The sequence below is a fragment of the Janthinobacterium sp. 35 genome (genome assembly GCF_002754575.1).
Classification (GTDB): Bacteria; Pseudomonadota; Gammaproteobacteria; order Burkholderiales; family Burkholderiaceae_D; genus Janthinobacterium; species Janthinobacterium tructae.
Genome location: NZ_PEFN01000001.1, coordinates 1,831,221 through 1,850,031, shown reverse-complemented (window position 1 = coordinate 1,850,031; position 18,811 = coordinate 1,831,221). Strand labels below are relative to the sequence as shown.

Here is an 18,811-nt window from a genome sequence, read left to right as displayed (position 1 = left end):
CGAAGGATGCAAAATGAACCTGATCTATAACAGCGAACAATACAGCGTCGTGGAATTCGGCGCCGACGTCGACCTGGAAGCCTTGCGCTTTGGCGGCTATGAAATCGTCGACAAGGGCGGCAAACGCGAGACGTTTATCGCCGGCATCCTTGCGCAAAACTTCCGCCGCGACGTCACGGAATTGATCGCCAGCGAACCCAGCATGGAAGAGATCGATGAATTTTTGGGCAGCTACGATTCCCTCATGAGCCAGCCTGTGCTATTGCACTGATAGTGGCTGTCTGACGGTGATCGCCACCATACCAATCTGCGGGGCGGCATGGTATGGTGGGCATGTTATCCAGCTGCAAACAGACCATGTGCCAACTTCTCGGAATGAATTGCAATGTCCCCACGGACATTGTATTTAGTTTTACCGGCTTCGCCATGCGCGGCGGCCATACCGATACCCACCATGACGGCTGGGGCATCGCCTTTTTCGAGGGCGCCGGCGTGCGCCATTTCGTCGACCACCAGGCGGCCATCGCCTCGCCCGTGGCGGAACTGATCAAACGCTATCCCATCAAGTCGCGCAACGTCATCGCGCATATCCGCAAGGCCACGCAAGGCCAGGTGGCGCTGGAAAATTGCCACCCGTTCGTACGCGAACTGTGGGGCCGCTACTGGGTGTTCGCCCACAATGGCGATTTGAAGCAATTTCATCCCGTGCTGACGGGCAGTTACCGCCCCGTCGGCTGCACGGACAGCGAACTGGCTTTCTGCTATCTGCTGCAGCAATTGCATGCGCGCTTTGGCGATGCCCCGCCGGCCTTGCCGCAACTGCATGCCGCGCTGGCGCAATTGCTACCCAGCATCGCGGCCCACGGCACCTTCAACATGATGCTGTCGAGCGGCGAGGCGTTGTTTGCCCATTGCTCGACCAGCTTGCACTATCTGGTGCGACAACATCCGTTTCCAACTGCTAAACTCTCCGATGAAGACCTGAGCGTGGACTTTTCCCAGGTAACGACGCCCCAGGACAGAGTGGCCGTGATCGTTACCCAGCCGCTGACGACGAATGAGCAGTGGACGGCGTTTGCGCCCGGTGAATTGAAATTATTTGTCGACGGGATGGTGCAAGACACGCCAGTGGCTTAATTTGTTGACGACAATACGCCGGATTGCTGCCAAAATACCCACAGCGCGGGCGAAATTCAGCTAAAGTATTGTCAATAGTGAACCTTGATGCGGGCACGGCGCGGCCGGTGTCACTCGACCTGATTGATGAAGACTTAATGATCGATATTTCCAGCAACGACATCACCCCGAAACCCTTGCGCGTGCGCGAGTTCTATCTGGGTCGACAACCTATCCTCGACCGCAATCAAGCCCTGTTTGGCTATGAGTTGCTATTCCGCAACGCTCCGGTCGGCCCCGCCAACATTACCAGCGACCTGTCCGCCACGGCGTCCGTGATCGCCCACGCTTCCCAACTGGGCATGGAAAAGGTCATCGGCGACGCGCTCGGTTTCGTCAACGTCGATGCCGACGTCATCATGAGCGACATCTTCGTTTTCCTGCCGCGTGAAAAAGTCGTGCTGGAAATCGTCGAATCGATGCCCGTCACGCCGGAAGTGCGCGCGCGCATCAGCGAACTGGTGGGCCATGGTTTTACTTTCGCGCTGGAAAACGTAGTGGCCGACACGTCGCAAGTGCAGGAATTGTTGCCGCTGGTGCAGTACGTCAAGATGGACATGAGCACGGTCGACCCGAAAGTGCTGGCAGCGCTGGCGCCCCGTTTCAAGCGGGAACACAAGAAACTGGTGGCGGAAAAGGTCGAGACGCGCGAAGAATTCAAGTCGGGCCTGGACCTGGGCTTCGATTACTTTCAGGGTTATTATTTCGCCAAGCCCGCCATCATGACGGGCAAGAAGCTGTCGCCGTCGCAACTGGCCGTCATGGAACTGATGACCCTGGTCACGTCCGACGCCGACAACATGGATATCGAGCGCGCCATCAAGCGCGATGTGTCGCTGGCTTTGAACCTGTTGCGTTTGGTGAATACACCGGCCGTGGGCGCGCGCCAGCGCATCGATTCGCTGAGCCAGGCCGTTACCGTGCTGGGCCGTCGCCAGCTGCAGCGCTGGCTGCAAATCATGCTGTACGCAGAGCCAAGCAAGCGCGGCCATAGCATGACGCCGCTGCTGATGCTGGCCACCACGCGCGGCCGTTTGCTCGAATTGCTCGCGCATAAACTGCGCCCGAACCAGTCCCATTCGGCCGATATCGCCTTTACGGTCGGCATCATGTCCCTGATGGATACGCTGTTCGGCGTGCCGATGTCGGAAATCCTCAGCCAGATCGAAGTGATCGACGAAGTGGCTGAAGCGCTGCTGTCGCGCGAAGGCTTCTACGGCGACCTGCTGCGCCTGGCCGAATGCATCGAGCGCATTGAAGACATGGAAGGTGAGATCGTGCCGACCTTGCGCGACCTGGCCATGTCGCCGGACGATCTGGTGGAGCTGGAAATGGCGGCCTACGAATGGAGCGATAACGTTGTCAGGTATGCGCTGTAGGTCGGATTAGCGCGGCCGTCAGGCCACGCGTAATCCGACAACATTGTTGGCGCGTTCTTCAAAAGCCCTGCACGGCGTCGCCGTGACAGGGCTTTTTTACGCCGCTACGCTGCCGCACCGGGCCAGTGCTTGTGCAGCTCGGGGTCGGTGCGCAATTCCCACAGGGCCAGCACGACGACGGCGATGCCGACGAGCAACTCGTTCCACAGGACGACGCGCTGTTCGGCCAGTCGCAAGATCCACGGCGAGGCGGCGACCCAGACGCCCACCAGCAGGTTGACGACGACGGCCCAGAAATACGTCTTGTACAGGTCGAAGGCGGCCAGCACGGCGATCACCAGGCCCGAGACCAAGGCATTGAGCATCTGCGGCGAGCCTTCGGGATAGGAAAAGGCCCAGGGCGAAACGAGCAGCCACAGGCCCAGCAACAGGATCACTTGATCTTGCCAGCGTTTCAGTTTGAAATTGCTTGCCATATATCCTCCTTAGCCAGTCAGGGAACGGGCCGGAGCGGGCATGCAGCATGCCGACCGGCATACTGCGTTAGTGCGCTTCGGCGCGCGATAAGTTCCGCGCGCCTTGTGCTTATATTATGGCACTACGACAGATTCGGTGCCAGCCAGCGTTCCACGTCCTCGATGCTGGCGCCGCGGCGCTTGGCCATGTCTTCCACCTGGTCCATGCCGATCTTGCCGACGACGAAGTATTTCGACTCCGGGTGGGCAAAATAGAAGCCGGAGACGGCCGCGCCGGGGAACATGGCATACGATTCCGTCAGCTGCATGCCGATGTCCTCGGCCTGCATGGCCTCGAACATCTCTTTCTTGACCGTGTGCTCGGGGCAGGCGGGGTAGCCGGGCGCGGGGCGGATGCCGACGTATTTCTCGCCGATCATGTCGTCGTTACTCAAGTGCTCGTCCGGCACATAACCCCACAAATCCTTGCGCACGCGCTCGTGCAGGTATTCGGCAAAGGCCTCGGCCAGGCGATCGGCCAGGGACTTCAACATGATGGACGAGTAATCGTCGTGCGCATCCTCGAAGCGCTTTTCGTATTTCTCGATACCCAGGCCGGACGTGACGGCGAACATGCCGATGTAATCTTTCGCGCCCGATGCCTTGGGTGCAATGAAATCGGCCAGGCACTGGTTCGGCCGCTGCACGCCATCGACCACGGGTTTGACGCCTTGCTGGCGCATGCCGTAATACGTGAACGCCACGCTACTGCGCGTATCGTCGGTGTACACCTCGATATCGTCGTCATTGATGCTGTTGGCCGGCAGCAGGGACACGACGCCATTGGCCGTCAGCCAGCGTCCGTCGATGAGTTTTTTCAGCAGGGCCTGGCCTTCCGCATACACCTTGGTGGCCGCGTCGCCCACCACTTCATCCGTCAAAATGGCGGGGAAGGGGCCGGCCAGGTCCCAGGTCTGGAAGAACGGGCCCCAGTCGATATAGTTGGCCAGGGTGGCCAGGTCGACATTTTTAAACACGCGGCGGCCGATGAACTTCGGTTTCACGGGCGTGCAGGGGCCGTCGAAGGGCACGAGCATCTTGTTGGCGCGCGCCTGCGCCAGCGGCAGGATGGGCAGCGCCTTCTTGTTGGCGTGCTGCTCGCGGATGCGCGCGTAGTCGAGTTCGATGTCTTGTACATATTTGTCGCGCTGTTCCGGCGTCAGCAGCGATTGCGCCACGGACACGGAACGCGAGGCGTCCGGCACGTAGATCACGGGGCCTTCGTAGTTGTGGGCGATTTTCACTGCCGTGTGGGCGCGGCTGGTGGTGGCGCCGCCGATCAGCAGGGGAATCTTCAGCATGCGGAAGTGTTCGTCGCGCTGCATTTCCTTGGCGACATACGCCATTTCTTCCAGCGATGGCGTGATCAGGCCGGACAGGCCGATGATGTCCGCATTTTCCACCTTGGCGCGCGCGAGGATTTCCGAGCACGGCACCATCACGCCCATGTTGACCACTTCGAAGTTATTGCATTGCAAGACGACGGTGACGATGTTCTTGCCGATGTCATGCACGTCGCCTTTCACGGTCGCCATGATGATCTTGCCCTTCGGCTTGGCGACGATGCCCGTGCGCTTTTCTTCCAGCAGCTTTTCTTCCTCGATGTAGGGAATCAAATGGGCCACGGCCTGTTTCATCACGCGCGCCGATTTCACCACTTGCGGCAGGAACATCTTACCTTGGCCAAACAGGTCGCCGACCACGTCCATGCCGGCCATCAGCGGGCCCTCGATCACGTGGATCGGGCGCCCGCCATTGTGCAGCAGTTCCTGGCGCGCTTCTTCCGTGTCTTCCACGATGAATTGCGTGATGCCGTGCACCAGCGCGTGCGACAGCCGTGCCTGCACCGTGCCTTCGCGCCAGGCCAGGGTTTGCGCCTCGGCCTTGCCGCCCGCCTTCAGCGTGCCGGCGATCTCGATCATGCGCTCGGTGGAGTCTTCGCGGCGATTCAGCACCACGTCTTCCACGCGCTCGCGCAATTCCGGGTCGAGGTTGTCATACACGCCCACCATGCCGGCGTTGACGATGCCCATGGTCATGCCGGCCTTGATGGCGTGGTACAGGAAGACGGTATGGATGGCTTCGCGGGCTGGATCGTTGCCGCGGAAACTGAACGACACGTTCGACACGCCGCCCGAAATCTTCGCGTACGGCAAGTTTTCCTTGATCCAGCGCGTGGCGTTGATGAAGTCGACGGCGTAGTTGTTGTGTTCTTCGATGCCGGTGGCGACGGCAAAGATGTTCGGGTCGAAAATGATGTCTTCCGGCGGGAAATCCAGCGCATCGATCAATAAATGATATGCGCGGGCGCAAATCTCGATCTTGCGCTCGAAGGTGTCGGCCTGGCCCTTCTCATCGAAGGCCATGACGATCACGGCGGCGCCATAGCGGCGGCACAGCTTGGCCTGGCGCAGGAATTCTGCCTCGCCTTCCTTCATGGAAATCGAGTTGACGATGGCCTTGCCCTGCACGCATTTCAAGCCCGCCTCGATGACCGACCATTTCGACGAATCGACCATGATGGGCACGCGCGAAATATCGGGTTCCGAGGCGATCAGGTTCAGGAAGCGCGTCATGGCCGCCAGCGAGTCGAGCATCGCTTCATCCATGTTGATGTCGATCACTTGCGCACCGTTTTCCACTTGCTGGCGTGCCACGGAGAGCGCCTCGTCGTATTGCTCGTTGAGAATCATGCGCGCGAACGCTTTCGAGCCCGTGACGTTGGTGCGCTCGCCTACGTTGACGAACAGTGACTCGTCATTGACGACGAACGGCTCCAGGCCGGCCAGGCGCAAGTCGTGCGATGGGGCCGGCACGCTGCGCGGCGTGTTCTTCGACAGCAACGCGCCGATGGCGGCGATGTGCTCGGGCGTGGTGCCGCAGCAGCCGCCCGCCATGTTCAGGAAGCCTGCGTCGGCGAATTCGCGCAGCAGGGCGGACGTGTCGGCTGGCAACTCGTCAAAGCCCGTGTCGCTCATGGGGTTGGGCAAGCCCGCGTTCGGGTAGATGCACACGAAGGTGTCGGCGATCTTGGCCAGCTCTTCCGCGTACGGGCGCATCAGGGCGGCGCCCAGCGCGCAGTTCAGGCCGATGGTCAGCGGTTTCGCGTGGCGCACGGAATTCCAGAAGGCGGGCACGGTCTGGCCCGACAGGATGCGTCCCGAGGCATCCGTGACGGTGCCGGAAATCATCAAGGGCAGGCGCACGACGGTCGGATTTTGCTCGTAGAACAGGTCGATGGCGAACAGGGCCGCCTTGCAGTTCAAGGTATCGAAAATGGTTTCCACCAGCAGCACATCGGCGCCGCCTTCCACCAGGCCCTGCGTCTGCTGCAGGTAGGCGGCCACCAGCTGGTCGAAACTGACGTTGCGCGCGGCCGGGTCGTTCACGTCGGGCGAGATCGATGCCGTCTTCGGCGTGGGGCCCAGGGCGCCGGCGACGAAGCGCGGCTTGTCCGGGGTGGAATACTTGTCGCAGGCGGCGCGCGCCAGTTTTGCCGCCTGCACGTTCATTTCATAGGCCAGGTGGGCCATGTGGTAATCGTCCTGCGCGATCGTCGTGGCGCCGAAGGTATTCGTTTCGATCAGGTCGGCGCCGGCCGCCAGGTAGCGCTCATGGATTTCCTGGATGATGTGCGGCTGGGTGAGCGTGAGCAGCTCATTGTTGCCTTTCACGAACAGTTCGCGCGCGCCACTGTCGGCCGGCGCGGCGAAATCGATGAAGCGGCCGGCGGGGCCGCCACGGTACGCTTCTTCGTCGAGCTTGTATTGCTGGATGATCGTGCCCATGGCGCCGTCGAGGATCATGATCCGCTGCGCCAGAATGGCGCGCAAGGTGGCTTCGGTCGGGGACATGGCGGGGATCACGGTATCGTTCATTTCATGCTTTCAATAGGCAAACGGGCGGCGGCGCGGCGACAGGACAGGTACGGGGCGGTTGCGGGCCAGCAGGATCCGCTGACGGAGAGTGCCGGCCGGGTAGGGCAGGCAGAAGGTGGCAATCGCCTGATTTCACCGGGTCTAAAATTATACGGCATCAGGCTGCTTTGGTTTTAAGCAAAAGCGGCCGTTCGCCCCACGGCAAGCTTTCTTGCAACACATCGCCTTGCGCCTGGCCTGTTTCTGAAAAAGACATCCCTGAAAATCTTGCTCAAAATGTCAATTTTTCAGCCAATGCAAAGCGAGAGGAAGAGGGGTCTACATAAAGTTTGCCAAGCAGATATGTCAATCATGATCAAAACCAATTGAATCAACAGCAGCAATAGTTGTCCTTAGGAATCGAATTAACCGATAATATTGGTTCCTCGAAAGTAAATTCCCACCAAAAGTCACCCATATGTCACATTTCTCTCGCCTCCTCCCCTGCCTCGCGCTGCATCAGCAAGGATGCCAGCCGTGAAAAACCATTTGCTTGTTGCATTGTTTGTCATGCTGGGCCTGTCCGCTTGCGGCGGAGGTGGCGGTGCTGGTGGCGACACGGCGGTGACGACCACCTCGGGTAATCCCGTCGTGATTCCTGCCGTGACGGCCGTCTCGGCGGCGAACGTCGCCGTGGGTGGCAGCCTGATAGTCACGGGCACGAATTTGAGCCGCGTGACGGCCTTCCAGGTGGGCGGCGTGCCGCTTGCCACCAGTGCCGCCAGCGACACCAGCGTGACCCTGGCGATGCCGGGCGCGCCCGTGTCGGGCGCCTTGAGCCTGGTCAGCGCCAGCGGCACGGCGGCCACCAGCTATCACGTCAATGTGTACCTGCCATTGAGCGTGGGCAGCATCGCACCAGCGACGGGCGGCGTCGGTTCCAGCGTGACGATCGCGGGCGGTGGCATGGGCGCCGTGACAGCGGTGCAGTTTGGCAATGGTGCGGCGGCGACGCCGCAAAGCCAGACGGCCGGCAGCGTGACCGTGCTGGTGCCCTTGGGCGCAGCAACGGGGGCGCTGACGGTGCGCGGTCCTTACAACGATGCCATCAGCAGCGACACCTATAAGGTCTTGGCGAGCGTGGCCGTGACGTCGATCACGTCGGTTGTCAACAACGGGACCTTGTCGGTGACGCTGCAGGGCAGCAATCTCGACCAGGTCAGCTCGGCTTCGGTGGGCAATACGCCAGCCCTCATCGTCAGCGCCAGTGCCAGCCAGCTGCTGTTGTCTGCGCCAGGCTCGGCAACGGGCGATGTGATGCTGTCAGCTGCTGCGCGCATCGCCGTGAATGCAGGCACGGTGTCGGCGTTTACCCTGGGCAGCATTGATTTCGCGCAGGTACTGAACCTGAACGCCAGCAATACGGCCTTGCGCCTGACGCGCGGCAAGCAGGCCGCCGTGCGCGTGTCCGTGCTGGCCTTGCAAGCGGGCCAGGCCAGCCCCGCAGTGACCTTGGTTGCGAGCGCCGCCAATGGCAGCAACCTGGGCAGCATCAGCATGAGTGGCCCGTCAGTCTTGCCGACGGCGAAAAGCGATGACAGTTTCAATGGTAATTTCAGTGCCGTCCTGCCGGCAGGCTGGATCTTGCCCGGCGTGCGCGTGCGCGTGACGGCCGTGGGTAATGACGGTGTGCAAGTGAGCCAGGAAGCGGCGCCGGCGGTGGCCAGCCTGGCCAGGATTCGCCTGGTACTCGTGCCCTTGAGCACCGATGATGGCGTGGCACAACTGCCTGACGCCAAGGATATCCGCGCCGCGCTGCTGCGCGTATATCCGTATGCAACGGAAAACATCAGCATCACCACGCGCACTGCGCTGAGCATGCCTGGCAGCAGCACGGCCGACAGCTGGTGGAGCAAGGCCCTGGGAGAGCTGGAAAGCAAGCGGGTACAGGAAGACAGCGGTGCCTATTATTATGGTTTCGTACCGAAAATGTCTGTCACCCGTGCCGCCGGCCTGGCCTACATCAACGGACGCAGCAGCGGCAGCGACAGCACCTCGGCCATCGGTCTGGATGCCAAGGCTAGCAACATCGCATCGGTCGATCCCTTCGGCAATGGCTGGCCCGAGTGGCTGACCACGCTCGTGCATGAGCTGGGCCACAATCACTCGCTGCAGCACGTTGCCTGCGGCGGCGCGGCCGGCGCGGTCGCCGACTACCCGTATGCAAATGGCAATCTGGGCCCGCAACCGCTGTATAACAGCGACTATGCGGGTAGCATCGGCCAACTGAGCAAGGCAGTCAATGGCGGTACGCCGATGAAGGATGTGATGAGCTATTGCAGCGGCGCCTGGTTCTCCGACTACAGCTATGCGCGGGTGCAGCAATTCCTGGAAAAACGCAGCACGCAAATGACGGGCAGCAATGTGCTGGCCGCCAGCATGTCCGTGGCCGAAAATGGCTACCTGACCATTTCCGGCAGCATCACGCCGACCGGCGTGGCCTTGCGCCCAGCCGTTGCCTCATCCACGCGTGTGGGCGCAGCGGCCAGCGGCAGTGGCCAGGCGTACACCCTGCGGGTTTTGACGGCATCGGGAACGACTATCGACTTGCCCTTCGATGCGGTCACCGTGGCCGACCATGGCGGCAGCGCCATGCGCCACTTCCGCGTCAGTTTCGCCAACCCGGGCGATATCAGCGACGTGGAAGTATTGTCAAATGGTAAGCAATTGACCCGGCTGGAGCGTTCGGCGCGCCGCAGCAAGGCCGCCAACGATGGCAGCTTTGAGGTAACGCAAAGCGCTGGCAAGCTGGTGCTGGTCTGGGATGCCCAGGCGGAGCCGTATGCGGCCGTGCTGCACGTGGCAGCCGATGGCCGCAAGATGGTGGTCGCCAGCGGCTTGACTGGTGGCAACGCCAGCGTCGACGTGAGCGCCTTGCCGGCCGGCGGACGTTTCGAGGTCAGCCTGTCGTCGTCCGTGGGCGGACGTTTGATGAAGGTGCCGCGCCGCTAAGGGTTGCTGCTGGATGCAAGAAGGGCTTGCCGCGGCAAGCCCTTTTTTTATGTGCGCAGGCATTGGTGTACAAACTGCACAGATCCTGTGCCTGGCGGAGGCTGCTACTTTTCATCCTGTCTGCCTAGAATGGGGCTTCACCCACTTGCGGAGCATCCCATGCCCATTCTGAACCTGCGTTTGTCCACGCCACCCGATGCGCGCCAGTCGGCCGCCATCGCCGCCACCCTGAGCGGTTTGACGGCGCAACTGCTGCACAAGGCGCCCGAGCTGACCTCGGTGGCCATCAGCCATCTTGATGCGGCGCACTGGTTTGTCGGCGGCCCCTCGCTGCAAGCCCAGGGAAAGAGCAGTTTTTTCCTCGATATCCTGATCAGTGATGAAACGAATACGGCGGCGGAAAAGGCGGCGTATATCGCCGCCGTGTTCGCCGCCATGCAGGAGTATCTCGGCGCCTTGCATGACGTCAGCTATATCCATGTGCATGACGCGCGCCAGGCGGCCTGGGGCTATGGCGGCTTGACGCAGCAGTTCCGCGCCGTGCGCAAGGCGCTGCAGCAGCCGTGATCAATCCCAGTGGCAATCCTGGTAGTGTTGCACGGCAAAATCGACGAAGACCCTGACCTTCGGCGACAGCTGGCGGCTGTGCGGATACAGCGCGTACAAGGTGCGTGGGCGTAAGGTGTAGCCGGGCAATACCTCGACCAGCTGGCCGCTGCGCAGCGCGTCGCGCACGATGAAGGCGGCCGCGCCGGCAATCCCCATGCCGCCCATGGCCGCTTCGCGCAAGGCCACGCTGGTATTGGCTTGCAGGCTGCCGCGCACGGCTACCTTGTGGGCGGCGCCGTCGCCATCGGTGAACGACCACTGCGCCGGCTTGTCGCCGGAGCTGTACATCAGGCAATTGTGCTGCACCAGGTCCTGCGGCGTGGCCGGATGGCCATGGCGGTCCAGGTAGGCGGGCGAGGCGACGGCCAGCGTGCGGCTGCTGGCCAGCTGGCGCGCTACCAGGGTGGAGTCGGGCAAGCCGCGCGCCAGGCGCAACGCCACGTCAAAGCCATCGTCGATCAGGTCGACGATGCGGTCGTTGCAGACCAGATCGATGTGGATGTGCGGGTATTGGCGCGTAAAGTCGGGCAGCCAGGCGGCCAGTTCCAGGGTGCCGAAGGCCATCGGCGCATTGATGCGCAGGCTGCCGGACGGCTGCGCCTGGTGCATGGCGACGGCGCGGTCGGCCGCATCGAGCGCGTCGAGGATGTCGCGGCTGGCCAGATAGTATTCCTGGCCGGCGGCCGTCAGGGCGAAGCGGCGCGTCGTGCGGTTGAGTAATTGGGCGCCCAGCTGGCTTTCCAGCTGGCGCACCTGGCGCGAGACGATGGAGTGGGAGATGCCCAGCGCGTTGCCGGCGGCCGTGAAACTGCCCAGTTCCACGACGCGGCGCAGGGCGCGCAGGGCGGTCAGCTGGTCCATGGGGCGCTTGCCGTAAATCTAAACGAAGCGTTTGCCTTCCAGCGGGAAACCCTTGATGAATTCGGCCGCAGGCAGGCGCTTGCCGCCCGGTTTTTGCAGTTCCGTGAGGCGCAGGGAACCATTGCCGCAGGCCACGACGATGCCGTGCTGAGCGTCGGCCGCCAGCACCTGGCCCGGTGCTTCCTTGCTGTCCGCTTCGAGTACCTCGGCGGCCCAGATCTTGATGGTGACGCCATCGACCTGGCCGCAGGCGCCGGGAAACGGATTGAAAGCGCGGATTTTCAGGCCCAGTTCCAGCGCAGGCTGGCTGAAATCGAGTGCTGCCTCGTCCTTGGCGATTTTTGCCGCGTAGGTGACGCCCGCTTCCGGCTGCGGCACGGCTTCGAGCGGCTGCTGCTGCATCTTGCGCAGGGTCTCGACGATCATCTTGCCGCCCAGCGTGGCCAGCTTGTCGTGCAGGCTGGCGGTGGAATCGCCCGCTTCGATGGGCGTGCGCTCGATGGCCAGCATGGGGCCCGTATCGAGGCCTTCTTCCATCTGCATGATGGTCACGCCCGTTTCATCGTCGCCCGCCTCGATGGCGCGGTGGATGGGCGCCGCACCGCGCCAGCGCGGCAGCAAGGAACCGTGGATATTGATGCAGGGTTTGAGGTCGAGTGTGCTGCGCGGCAAGATCAAGCCGTAAGCCGCCACCACCATCACGTCGTAGTCGGTGGCCAGCAGGCGCTCGTGGGCCGCTTTTGCCTCGGCGGCGCGCTGCGGATCCTTGCTGTCCATGCGCAGGGACAAGGGCTGCAGCACCTCGATGCCATGCTGCTGCGCATATTGCTTGACGGCCGAGGCGTGCAGTTGCATGCCGCGTCCGGCCGGGCGGTCGGGCTGGGTCAGCACCAGCGGAATGTCGAAGCCCGCTTCGTGCAAGTCTTTCAGGGCCGTGGCGGCGAATTCAGGCGTGCCTGCGAAGATCACTTTCATATGGTTCCTTGACGTGAGGTGCGCAGGCCCGCGCCGGAGGCGCCAGGCTGGCATGGTGTAACGACGACTGTTGCTGCTTAGTCTATCAGCAGTGACTTAGAAACGGCGGTTCTGTGCGCGCAGGCTCGCTTCGCGCTCGAGACCACGGACTTCCTTGATCATCTTGGCCTTGATGCGGTTGCGCTTGAGCGGCGACAGGTATTCGACGAATACCTTGCCCAGCAAGTGATCCATCTCATGCTGGATGCAGACGGCCAGCAAGCCATCGGCTTCCAGCTCGAACTGCTTGCCGTGACGGTCCAGGGCGCGCACCTTGATGCGGGCCGGACGCTCGACGCCATCGTACACGCCAGGCACGGACAGGCAACCTTCGTCGTAGACCTGCTTTTCTTCGCTGGCCCAGGTGATTTCCGGGTTGACGAACACTTGCAGCTGGCTTTTCTCTTCGGTGATGTCGATCACCATCATCTGGATATGCGCGTCCACTTGCGACGCGGCCAGGCCGACGCCAGGGGCGTCGTACATGGTTTCGGCCATGTCGTCGATCAGGGTTTGCAGGCGCGCGTCAAATTCGGTGACGGGCTTGGCGATCGTGTGCAGGCGAGGATCGGGGTAACGCAGGATGTTTAATATGGACATACGGATTCGACTGGTTAAGGTGGGCGCGTTGCGCCTGATTATTCATGCCTGGGCCATGCGGACGATGGCAGGGCTATTTTATTTGAATGCGCTACGGTGGGGCGCGTATGGCGCAACGGCGCGGCAGATGCGTTTGCCAGTGCGCTATTCGTTTGCTGCAAAGGGAAATTTTATCACAGACGCCCATGGCGCTGTGCATGCGGGGCCGTTTTGCAGCGCCATTGCACGCATTGTTGCGCGCATCGGTATCGCGCGCCTGCCATGGCGCTAGCATGGGAGGGCACAGTACACAGTGAGGTTGTCATGCATGCAATTGCAACAACGGCAGACACTGCCACGGAACTGGCGGGCTGGCTGCGCCTGCAGCATCTGCCCGGTGTGGGGCCGGTGGCGGCGCGCGCCTTGCTGAGCCGCTTCGGCTTGCCGCCGAAAATCTTTGCCGCGCCGTTCGATGCCTTGCGCGAGGTGGTGCCGGCCGGCGTGGCGCGTGCCATCGTGCAGCCGTCCAAACCGGTGGACAACAGTCAGCTGGCGCTCACCCTGCAGTGGCTGCAGCGGCCCGGCAATGCCGTGCTGACCCTGGCCGATGCCGCGTATCCACCGCTGTTGCTGGAAATCGCCGATCCGCCGCTATTGTTATATGTACGGGGGCGGGCGGAACTGCTGTCGCGTCCCGGCGTAGCCATCATCGGCAGCCGCAATGCCAGCGCGCAAGGCATGCAGAATGCGGCCGCCTTTGCGCACGCCCTCAGCGCGGCGGGCCTGACCATCATTTCCGGGCTGGCGCTGGGCATCGACACGCACGCGCACGAGGGCGGCTTGCGCGGCGCCGGCGCCACCGTGGCCGTGATCGGCACGGGCGCCGATTTGGTATATCCGCGACGTAACCTTGATCTGGCGCAAAGAATTGCCGAACAGGGTTGCATCGTCAGCGAGTACGCGCTGGGCTTGCCCGCCATGCCAGCTAACTTTCCGCGCCGTAATCGCCTGATCAGCGGCCTGGCGCGCGGCGTGCTGGTGATCGAGGCGGCCGCGCAATCGGGCTCCCTGATCACGGCGCGCCTGGCCGGCGAGCAGGGGCGCGATGTGTATGCCTTGCCCGGCTCCATCCACGCCACCCTGGCCAAGGGTTGCCATGCGCTCATCAAGCAGGGCGCCAAGCTGGTCGAGTCGGCCGATGATGTGCTGCAAGAGTTGCAGTGGCTGGGCGGCGTTCCCCGCGTGCCGGCAGTGGTGGCAGACGAGACGCCGCTGCTGGCCGCACTGGGGCACGATCCGCTCGATGCCGATACCCTGGCCGCGCGCAGCGGACTGGCCATGGGCGCGCTGATGGGCGAATTGCTGGCGCTGGAGCTGGCGGGCTTGCTTGAACGCTTGCCGGGAGGACTATTTCAACGCTGCAAATGACAGCTTGTCACTTGTGTGGCGGCCTTGCCGCACAGGGGGGGCTTTGTCGGCGCGCACCCTTGTGTCGTAGCGAACTTAGCTGATAGAGTAGAGCCATGTTCGATATCCTGGTGTACCTCTACGAGACTTACTATCGCCCCGACGCCTGCCCCGAGCCGGCCGTCCTGGCGCGCAAACTGTCGGCCGTCGGTTTCGACGACGTGGAGATTTCCGAAGCGCTCGTCTGGCTGACAGACTTGAACGCCATGGCCGGCGTCGAGCAAACCCTGACGGCCAGCTCCACTGGCACGCGCTTCTATGTCAAGCAGGAAAGCGACGTGCTGGGCACGGCCGCCATCGGTTTCATCCAGTTCCTGGAAAGCGCCAAGGTGCTCTCGCCGCTGCAGCGTGAAATCGTCATCGAACGGGCGCTGGCGCTCGACGAGGCACCCGTGTCGCTGGGCAAGCTGAAAGTCATCGTGCTGATGCTGCTGTGGAGCCAGGGCAAGGAACCGGATGCCCTGATGTTCGACGATTTATTTGTCGACGACGAAGACCTCCCGCCGCGCCTGCTGCACTAGTCTATAAACGCACCTGGCCGCACCTGGCGCCGCTGCCGCGCCATCTCCCTTACTATATGCTGCGGCACCGCGCACGCCAGACCATTGTGTTTGCGCTGGCGCATTCTTGCTTGCAGATAACTTGCCGAATTCTTCAATAGGCGCTTATCATTGGCCGCTTGACAAGACCACAAGTCACAAGGCATTGCGCAGACAAAAGCGTCGGTGCCTGGCAATGCACTGTATGATGCGCATGCTGAAACTATCCTAGAGCATTTTTCGAGACCACAAAATATGACAAAAACCCTCATCATCGCCGAGAAGCCTTCTGTCGCGAACGATATCGCGAAGACGCTTGGCGGCTTCACCAAGCACGATGAGTACTTTGAATCGGATGAATACGTCCTGTCGTCGGCGGTCGGCCACTTGCTGGAGATCGCCGTACCGGAAGAATTCGATGTGAAGCGCGGCAAATGGAGTTTCGCGCACTTGCCGATGATTCCACCGTATTTCGCGCTGAACCCGATCGCCAAGACGGAAGCGCGCCTCAAAGTATTAAACAAGCTGATCAAACGTAAAGACGTTACCACCCTCATCAACGCATGCGATGCGGGGCGCGAAGGCGAGCTGATTTTCCGCCTGATCGCGCAAAACGCGAAAGCCAAGCAACCGGTCAAGCGTTTGTGGCTGCAGTCGATGACGCCGGGCGCTATCCGCGACGGTTTCTCGCACCTGCGCAGCGATGAAGAAATGCTGCCGCTGGCCGACGCGGCCCGCTGCCGTTCGGAAGCCGATTGGTTGATCGGTATCAATGGCACGCGCGCCATGACGGCATTCAATTCGAAAGAGGGCGGCTTCTATCTGACCACCGTGGGCCGCGTGCAGACGCCAACGCTCTCCATCGTCGTTGAACGCGAAGACAAGATCAAAAAATTCGTGCCGCGCGACTTCTGGGAAGTGCGCGCCGAATTCGTGTGCGCGGCCGGTATCTATGAAGGCCGCTGGCTCGACACGAAGTTCAAGAAAGACGAGAACGACCCCGAGAAGCGCGCCGAGCGCCTGTGGAGCAAGACGGCTGCCGACTCGATCGCCACCGCTTGCCGTGGTCGCCAGGGTATCGTCACGGAAGAATCGAAACCGACCACCTCGATGGCGCCGGGCCTGTTCGACCTGACCAGCTTGCAGCGCGAAGCGAACTCGCGTTTCGGCTTCTCCGCTAAAAATACCCTGGGCCTGGCCCAGGCGCTGTACGAAAAGCACAAGGTATTGACGTATCCGCGTACCGATTCGCGCCACCTGCCGGAAGACTACATGCCGACCGTGCTGCAGGCGCTGGAAACGGTCAAGGACAACAGCAACTACCACCAGTTCGCCAAGCAGATCATCGACAAGGGCTGGGTCAAGCCGAACAAGCGCATCTTCGACAATACCAAGATCTCGGATCACTTCGCGATCATCCCGACGACGATCGCGCCCAAGAATTTGTCCGAGCCAGAACAAAAATTGTATGACCTGGTCACGCGCCGCTTCATGGCCGTGTTCTTCCCGCCTGCGGAATTCCAGGTCACCACGCGCTACACGGAAGTGTCTGGCCATCAGTTCAAGACTGAAGGCAAAGTCATGACCAATCCGGGCTGGCTGGCCATCTACGGCAAGGAAGCGTCGACGGACGCGGACAAGGAAAGCAATGGCAACGGCAATCTGGTGCCGGTCGCCAAGGGCGAAAAAGTGCAGACGGAAAGCGTCAGCGCCAACGGCCTGGTGACCAAGCCGCCAGCGCGCTATACCGAGGCGACGTTGCTGTCGGCCATGGAAGGCGCCGGCAAGCTGATCGACGACGACGAACTGCGCGATGCGATGGCCGGCAAGGGTCTTGGAACCCCGGCAACGCGCGCGGCCACCATCGAGGGCTTGCTGACGGAACGCTATCTGATCCGCGAAGGCCGCGAACTGATCCCGACGGCCAAGGCCTCGCAGCTGATGACGTTGCTCAAGGGCCTGGGCGTCAATGAATTGACGGCACCGGAACTGACGGGCGAGTGGGAATACAAGCTGTCGCAGATGGAAAAAGGCAAGATTTCGCGCGAAGAATTCATGCGTGAAATCGCGCAGATGACGCAAATCATCGTCAAGCGAGCCAAGGAATACGACAACGACACGATTCCCGGCGACTACGCTACCCTGGAAACGCCGTGCCCGAATTGCAGCGGCGTGGTGAAAGAAAACTACCGTCGTTTCGCCTGCACCAAGTGCGAATTCTCGATGAGCAAGACGCCGGGTTCGCGCCAGTTCGAAATCGCCGAAGTGGAACAATTGCTGAAGGACCGCACCATCGGCCCGCTGCAAGGTTTCCGCTCGAAGATGGGCCGTCCGTTCGCCGCCATCCTGCGCATCGTGCGCGATGAAGAGATCAAGAATTTCAAGCTGGAATTCGATTTCGGCCAGAACGACGAGAGCGAAGATGGCGAAGGCGTCGATTTCACGGGCCAGACGCCCGTGGGACCTTGCCCCAAGTGCAACGCCGGCGTGTACGAGATGGGCCTGGCCTATGTGTGCGAACACAGCATGGCCAAGCCGAAGACCTGCGATTTCCGCAGCGGCCGCATCATCTTGCAGCAGGAAATCTTGCCGGAACAAATGGCAAAACTGCTCAACGATGGCAAGACGGACTTGCTGCCGGGCTTTGTATCGCAGCGTACCCGTCGCCCGTTCAAGGCTTTCCTCGTACGCGGCAAGGATGGCAAGGTGAGCTTCGAGTTTGAAGAGCGCAAGGCCAAGCCGGGCGCCAAGGCGAAGGTTGCAGCGACCGAGGTGGAAGGCGAAGAAGGCGCGGCGCCAGCGAAGAAAACGGCCGTCAAGAAAGCGGCAGCCGTCAAAAAGGCGCCAGCGAAGAAAGCTGCTGCCGTGAAAAAGCCGGCCGCCAAAAAGGCGCCGGCAAAGAAAGCGGCAGCGGCGGAGTAATCTGACGCCAGCCAGACAGGCAGACAAAAGCCAGGGATCGCTCCCTGGCTTTTTTTACGTCCCGCTGTTACTTGGCGCTTAATCCAGGTAGTCGGAATACTCGCGCTGCGCGTAATTTTGCAAATTCGCCCACGGCTGCGCCTTGCTGACGGTCGGCTGCAGCTTGACGTCGACCCGGCGATAGAATGTATTCGCGCGGTCGCCGCTTTCGATGACCAGCGGAATCTGCTTTTGCTCATCCCACAGGATGCGCTGGAACACGCCGTTCTTTTCCACTTCGCGCCAGCGCGCGCCCGTCACGTTCGATGCCTGTTTCGACAGTGGCATGGCGGTGACCAGTTTCGGGTCCAGCAGATAAAAACTGTTTTCCCAGGAACCGTCGAAATTCACGTTTTCGTACTCGGCCTTGGGGATGGCGACGACGATCTTGTCGTGTGCATCGATGTATTCCACGCGCACGGTGTTCTTTTCCAGCATCACATGGCGCGGGATCAGCACAGGATTGAAGTGCTTGTGTTCATGCTGCGTGGCCTTCAGTGCGACTTTGGTGTTGTCGCCATGCTTGTGGCCGGCATGCGCGTCGGTCGCTGGCGCCAGCACGCGCTCGACCCACACGTGGCCGGGGCGGCGCAGCATTTTTTCTTCGTAGCGGCTTTCGCGCGTCACGCCTTCCGGCGTCAGCACGCGGCTGTAATAGGTGATGCCCAGGTCCAGGTCGGCGGGAGCGGAAGGGGTTGCCGGAGCGGCTTGCGCGCTGGCGGCAAAGCCGGCGGCCAGGAGGACGGCGATCAGGGACGATTTCATGGTGTTGCCTTTATCGTGCAAAGGGGGCGGAGGGCAAACTGCCATCCGCCCCGGTGGGGTTAGCGTGTTGATGTGGA

The 18,811-nt window shown here is 61.7% G+C and carries 15 protein-coding genes; 9 read left to right on the top strand and 6 right to left on the bottom strand.

Annotated features, from left to right (window positions below; genetic code table 11):
- Positions 1 to 13 precede the first annotated feature (13 nt).
- The 3 genes from CLU93_RS08305 (at position 14) to CLU93_RS08295 (ending at position 2,555) form a co-directional block, all read left to right on the top strand.
- Positions 14 to 271: a BTH_I0359 family protein gene (locus CLU93_RS08305; RefSeq protein ID WP_071079509.1), complete on the top strand. Its 258-nt coding sequence runs from the start codon at positions 14 to 16 to the stop codon at positions 269 to 271.
- 86 nt (positions 272 to 357) lie between these two features.
- Positions 358 to 1,137, top strand: a complete 780-nt coding sequence (locus CLU93_RS08300; RefSeq protein WP_099764300.1) for a class II glutamine amidotransferase — start codon at positions 358 to 360, stop codon at positions 1,135 to 1,137.
- A gap of 137 nt (positions 1,138 to 1,274) precedes the next feature.
- Positions 1,275 to 2,555, top strand: a complete 1,281-nt coding sequence (locus CLU93_RS08295; RefSeq protein WP_071079507.1) for an EAL and HDOD domain-containing protein — start codon at positions 1,275 to 1,277, stop codon at positions 2,553 to 2,555.
- A 104-nt stretch (positions 2,556 to 2,659) separates the two neighbouring features.
- Here the strand turns inward: CLU93_RS08295 and CLU93_RS08290 are convergent, their stop codons facing one another.
- The gene (locus tag CLU93_RS08290) at positions 2,660 to 3,031 is read right to left on the bottom strand and encodes an SPW repeat protein (RefSeq protein WP_099760723.1); all 372 of its coding nucleotides are present in this window, start codon (positions 3,029 to 3,031) and stop codon (positions 2,660 to 2,662) included.
- 122 nt (positions 3,032 to 3,153) lie between these two features.
- Positions 3,154 to 6,948 carry a methionine synthase gene (gene metH / locus CLU93_RS08285; protein WP_180287826.1) on the bottom strand — a complete coding sequence of 1,265 codons (3,795 nt, stop codon included), beginning with the start codon at positions 6,946 to 6,948 and terminating at the stop codon, positions 3,154 to 3,156.
- A gap of 516 nt (positions 6,949 to 7,464) precedes the next feature.
- Here metH and CLU93_RS08280 point away from each other — a divergent pair.
- Positions 7,465 to 9,939, top strand: a complete 2,475-nt coding sequence (locus tag CLU93_RS08280; protein WP_180287825.1) for an IPT/TIG domain-containing protein — start codon at positions 7,465 to 7,467, stop codon at positions 9,937 to 9,939.
- 159 nt (positions 9,940 to 10,098) lie between these two features.
- Positions 10,099 to 10,506, top strand: coding sequence for a tautomerase family protein (locus CLU93_RS08275; protein ID WP_099760721.1), 408 nt, complete (start codon positions 10,099 to 10,101; stop codon positions 10,504 to 10,506).
- Here CLU93_RS08275 and CLU93_RS08270 read toward each other — a convergent pair whose 3' ends face one another.
- The 3 genes from CLU93_RS08270 to def all read right to left on the bottom strand — a co-directional run bounded on the left by CLU93_RS08270 (position 10,507) and on the right by def (position 13,023).
- Complete coding sequence (locus CLU93_RS08270) at positions 10,507 to 11,409, bottom strand: LysR family transcriptional regulator (protein ID WP_099760720.1); 903 nt, start codon at positions 11,407 to 11,409, stop codon at positions 10,507 to 10,509. It lies immediately after the preceding gene.
- 18 nt (positions 11,410 to 11,427) lie between these two features.
- The gene (fmt, locus tag CLU93_RS08265; RefSeq protein WP_099760719.1) at positions 11,428 to 12,384 is read right to left on the bottom strand and encodes a methionyl-tRNA formyltransferase; all 957 of its coding nucleotides are present in this window, start codon (positions 12,382 to 12,384) and stop codon (positions 11,428 to 11,430) included.
- Between the two features lie 96 nt (positions 12,385 to 12,480).
- Positions 12,481 to 13,023 (bottom strand): peptide deformylase, encoded by a 543-nt coding sequence (gene def, locus CLU93_RS08260; protein WP_099760718.1) that lies wholly within the window; start codon positions 13,021 to 13,023, stop codon positions 12,481 to 12,483.
- On the opposite strand from def, the gene CLU93_RS08255 reads away from it, so the two are divergent.
- The 4 genes from CLU93_RS08255 (at position 13,016) to CLU93_RS08240 (ending at position 17,930) form a co-directional block, all read left to right on the top strand.
- Positions 13,016 to 13,294 (top strand): hypothetical protein, encoded by a 279-nt coding sequence (locus CLU93_RS08255; RefSeq protein ID WP_143451720.1) that lies wholly within the window; start codon positions 13,016 to 13,018, stop codon positions 13,292 to 13,294. The two genes, def and CLU93_RS08255, sit on opposite strands and share 8 nt — an antisense overlap.
- A gap of 32 nt (positions 13,295 to 13,326) precedes the next feature.
- On the top strand, positions 13,327 to 14,430 hold the full coding sequence (gene dprA, locus CLU93_RS08250) for a DNA-processing protein DprA (RefSeq protein ID WP_099760716.1): 1,104 nt from the start codon (positions 13,327 to 13,329) through the stop codon (positions 14,428 to 14,430).
- Positions 14,431 to 14,525: 95 nt separating this feature from the next.
- Complete coding sequence (locus CLU93_RS08245) at positions 14,526 to 14,990, top strand: DUF494 family protein (RefSeq protein WP_096233791.1); 465 nt, start codon at positions 14,526 to 14,528, stop codon at positions 14,988 to 14,990.
- A gap of 273 nt (positions 14,991 to 15,263) precedes the next feature.
- Positions 15,264 to 17,930: a DNA topoisomerase III gene (locus tag CLU93_RS08240; protein WP_099760715.1), complete on the top strand. Its 2,667-nt coding sequence runs from the start codon at positions 15,264 to 15,266 to the stop codon at positions 17,928 to 17,930.
- Between the two features lie 78 nt (positions 17,931 to 18,008).
- Here the strand turns inward: CLU93_RS08240 and CLU93_RS08235 are convergent, their stop codons facing one another.
- Positions 18,009 to 18,734, bottom strand: a complete 726-nt coding sequence (locus tag CLU93_RS08235) for a hypothetical protein (protein ID WP_099760714.1) — start codon at positions 18,732 to 18,734, stop codon at positions 18,009 to 18,011.
- Between the last annotated feature and the right edge of the window lie 77 nt (positions 18,735 to 18,811).

Bases quoted from the DNA above. Each gene is read 5' to 3' on its own strand.
- CLU93_RS08305 (WP_071079509.1), top strand. From the start codon at position 14: ATGAACCTGATCTATAACAGCGAACAATACAGCGTCGTGGAATTCGGC.
- CLU93_RS08300 (WP_099764300.1), top strand. From the start codon at position 358: ATGTGCCAACTTCTCGGAATGAATTGCAATGTCCCCACGGACATTGTA.
- CLU93_RS08295 (WP_071079507.1), top strand. From the start codon at position 1,275: ATGATCGATATTTCCAGCAACGACATCACCCCGAAACCCTTGCGCGTG.
- CLU93_RS08290 (WP_099760723.1), bottom strand. From the start codon at position 3,031: ATGGCAAGCAATTTCAAACTGAAACGCTGGCAAGATCAAGTGATCCTG.
- metH (WP_180287826.1), bottom strand. From the start codon at position 6,948: ATGAACGATACCGTGATCCCCGCCATGTCCCCGACCGAAGCCACCTTG.
- CLU93_RS08275 (WP_099760721.1), top strand. From the start codon at position 10,099: ATGCCCATTCTGAACCTGCGTTTGTCCACGCCACCCGATGCGCGCCAG.
- CLU93_RS08270 (WP_099760720.1), bottom strand. From the start codon at position 11,409: ATGGACCAGCTGACCGCCCTGCGCGCCCTGCGCCGCGTCGTGGAACTG.
- fmt (WP_099760719.1), bottom strand. From the start codon at position 12,384: ATGAAAGTGATCTTCGCAGGCACGCCTGAATTCGCCGCCACGGCCCTG.
- CLU93_RS08255 (WP_143451720.1), top strand. From the start codon at position 13,016: ATGGACATACGGATTCGACTGGTTAAGGTGGGCGCGTTGCGCCTGATT.
- def (WP_099760718.1), bottom strand. From the start codon at position 13,023: ATGTCCATATTAAACATCCTGCGTTACCCCGATCCTCGCCTGCACACG.
- dprA (WP_099760716.1), top strand. From the start codon at position 13,327: ATGCATGCAATTGCAACAACGGCAGACACTGCCACGGAACTGGCGGGC.
- CLU93_RS08245 (WP_096233791.1), top strand. From the start codon at position 14,526: ATGTTCGATATCCTGGTGTACCTCTACGAGACTTACTATCGCCCCGAC.
- CLU93_RS08240 (WP_099760715.1), top strand. From the start codon at position 15,264: ATGACAAAAACCCTCATCATCGCCGAGAAGCCTTCTGTCGCGAACGAT.
- CLU93_RS08235 (WP_099760714.1), bottom strand. From the start codon at position 18,734: ATGAAATCGTCCCTGATCGCCGTCCTCCTGGCCGCCGGCTTTGCCGCC.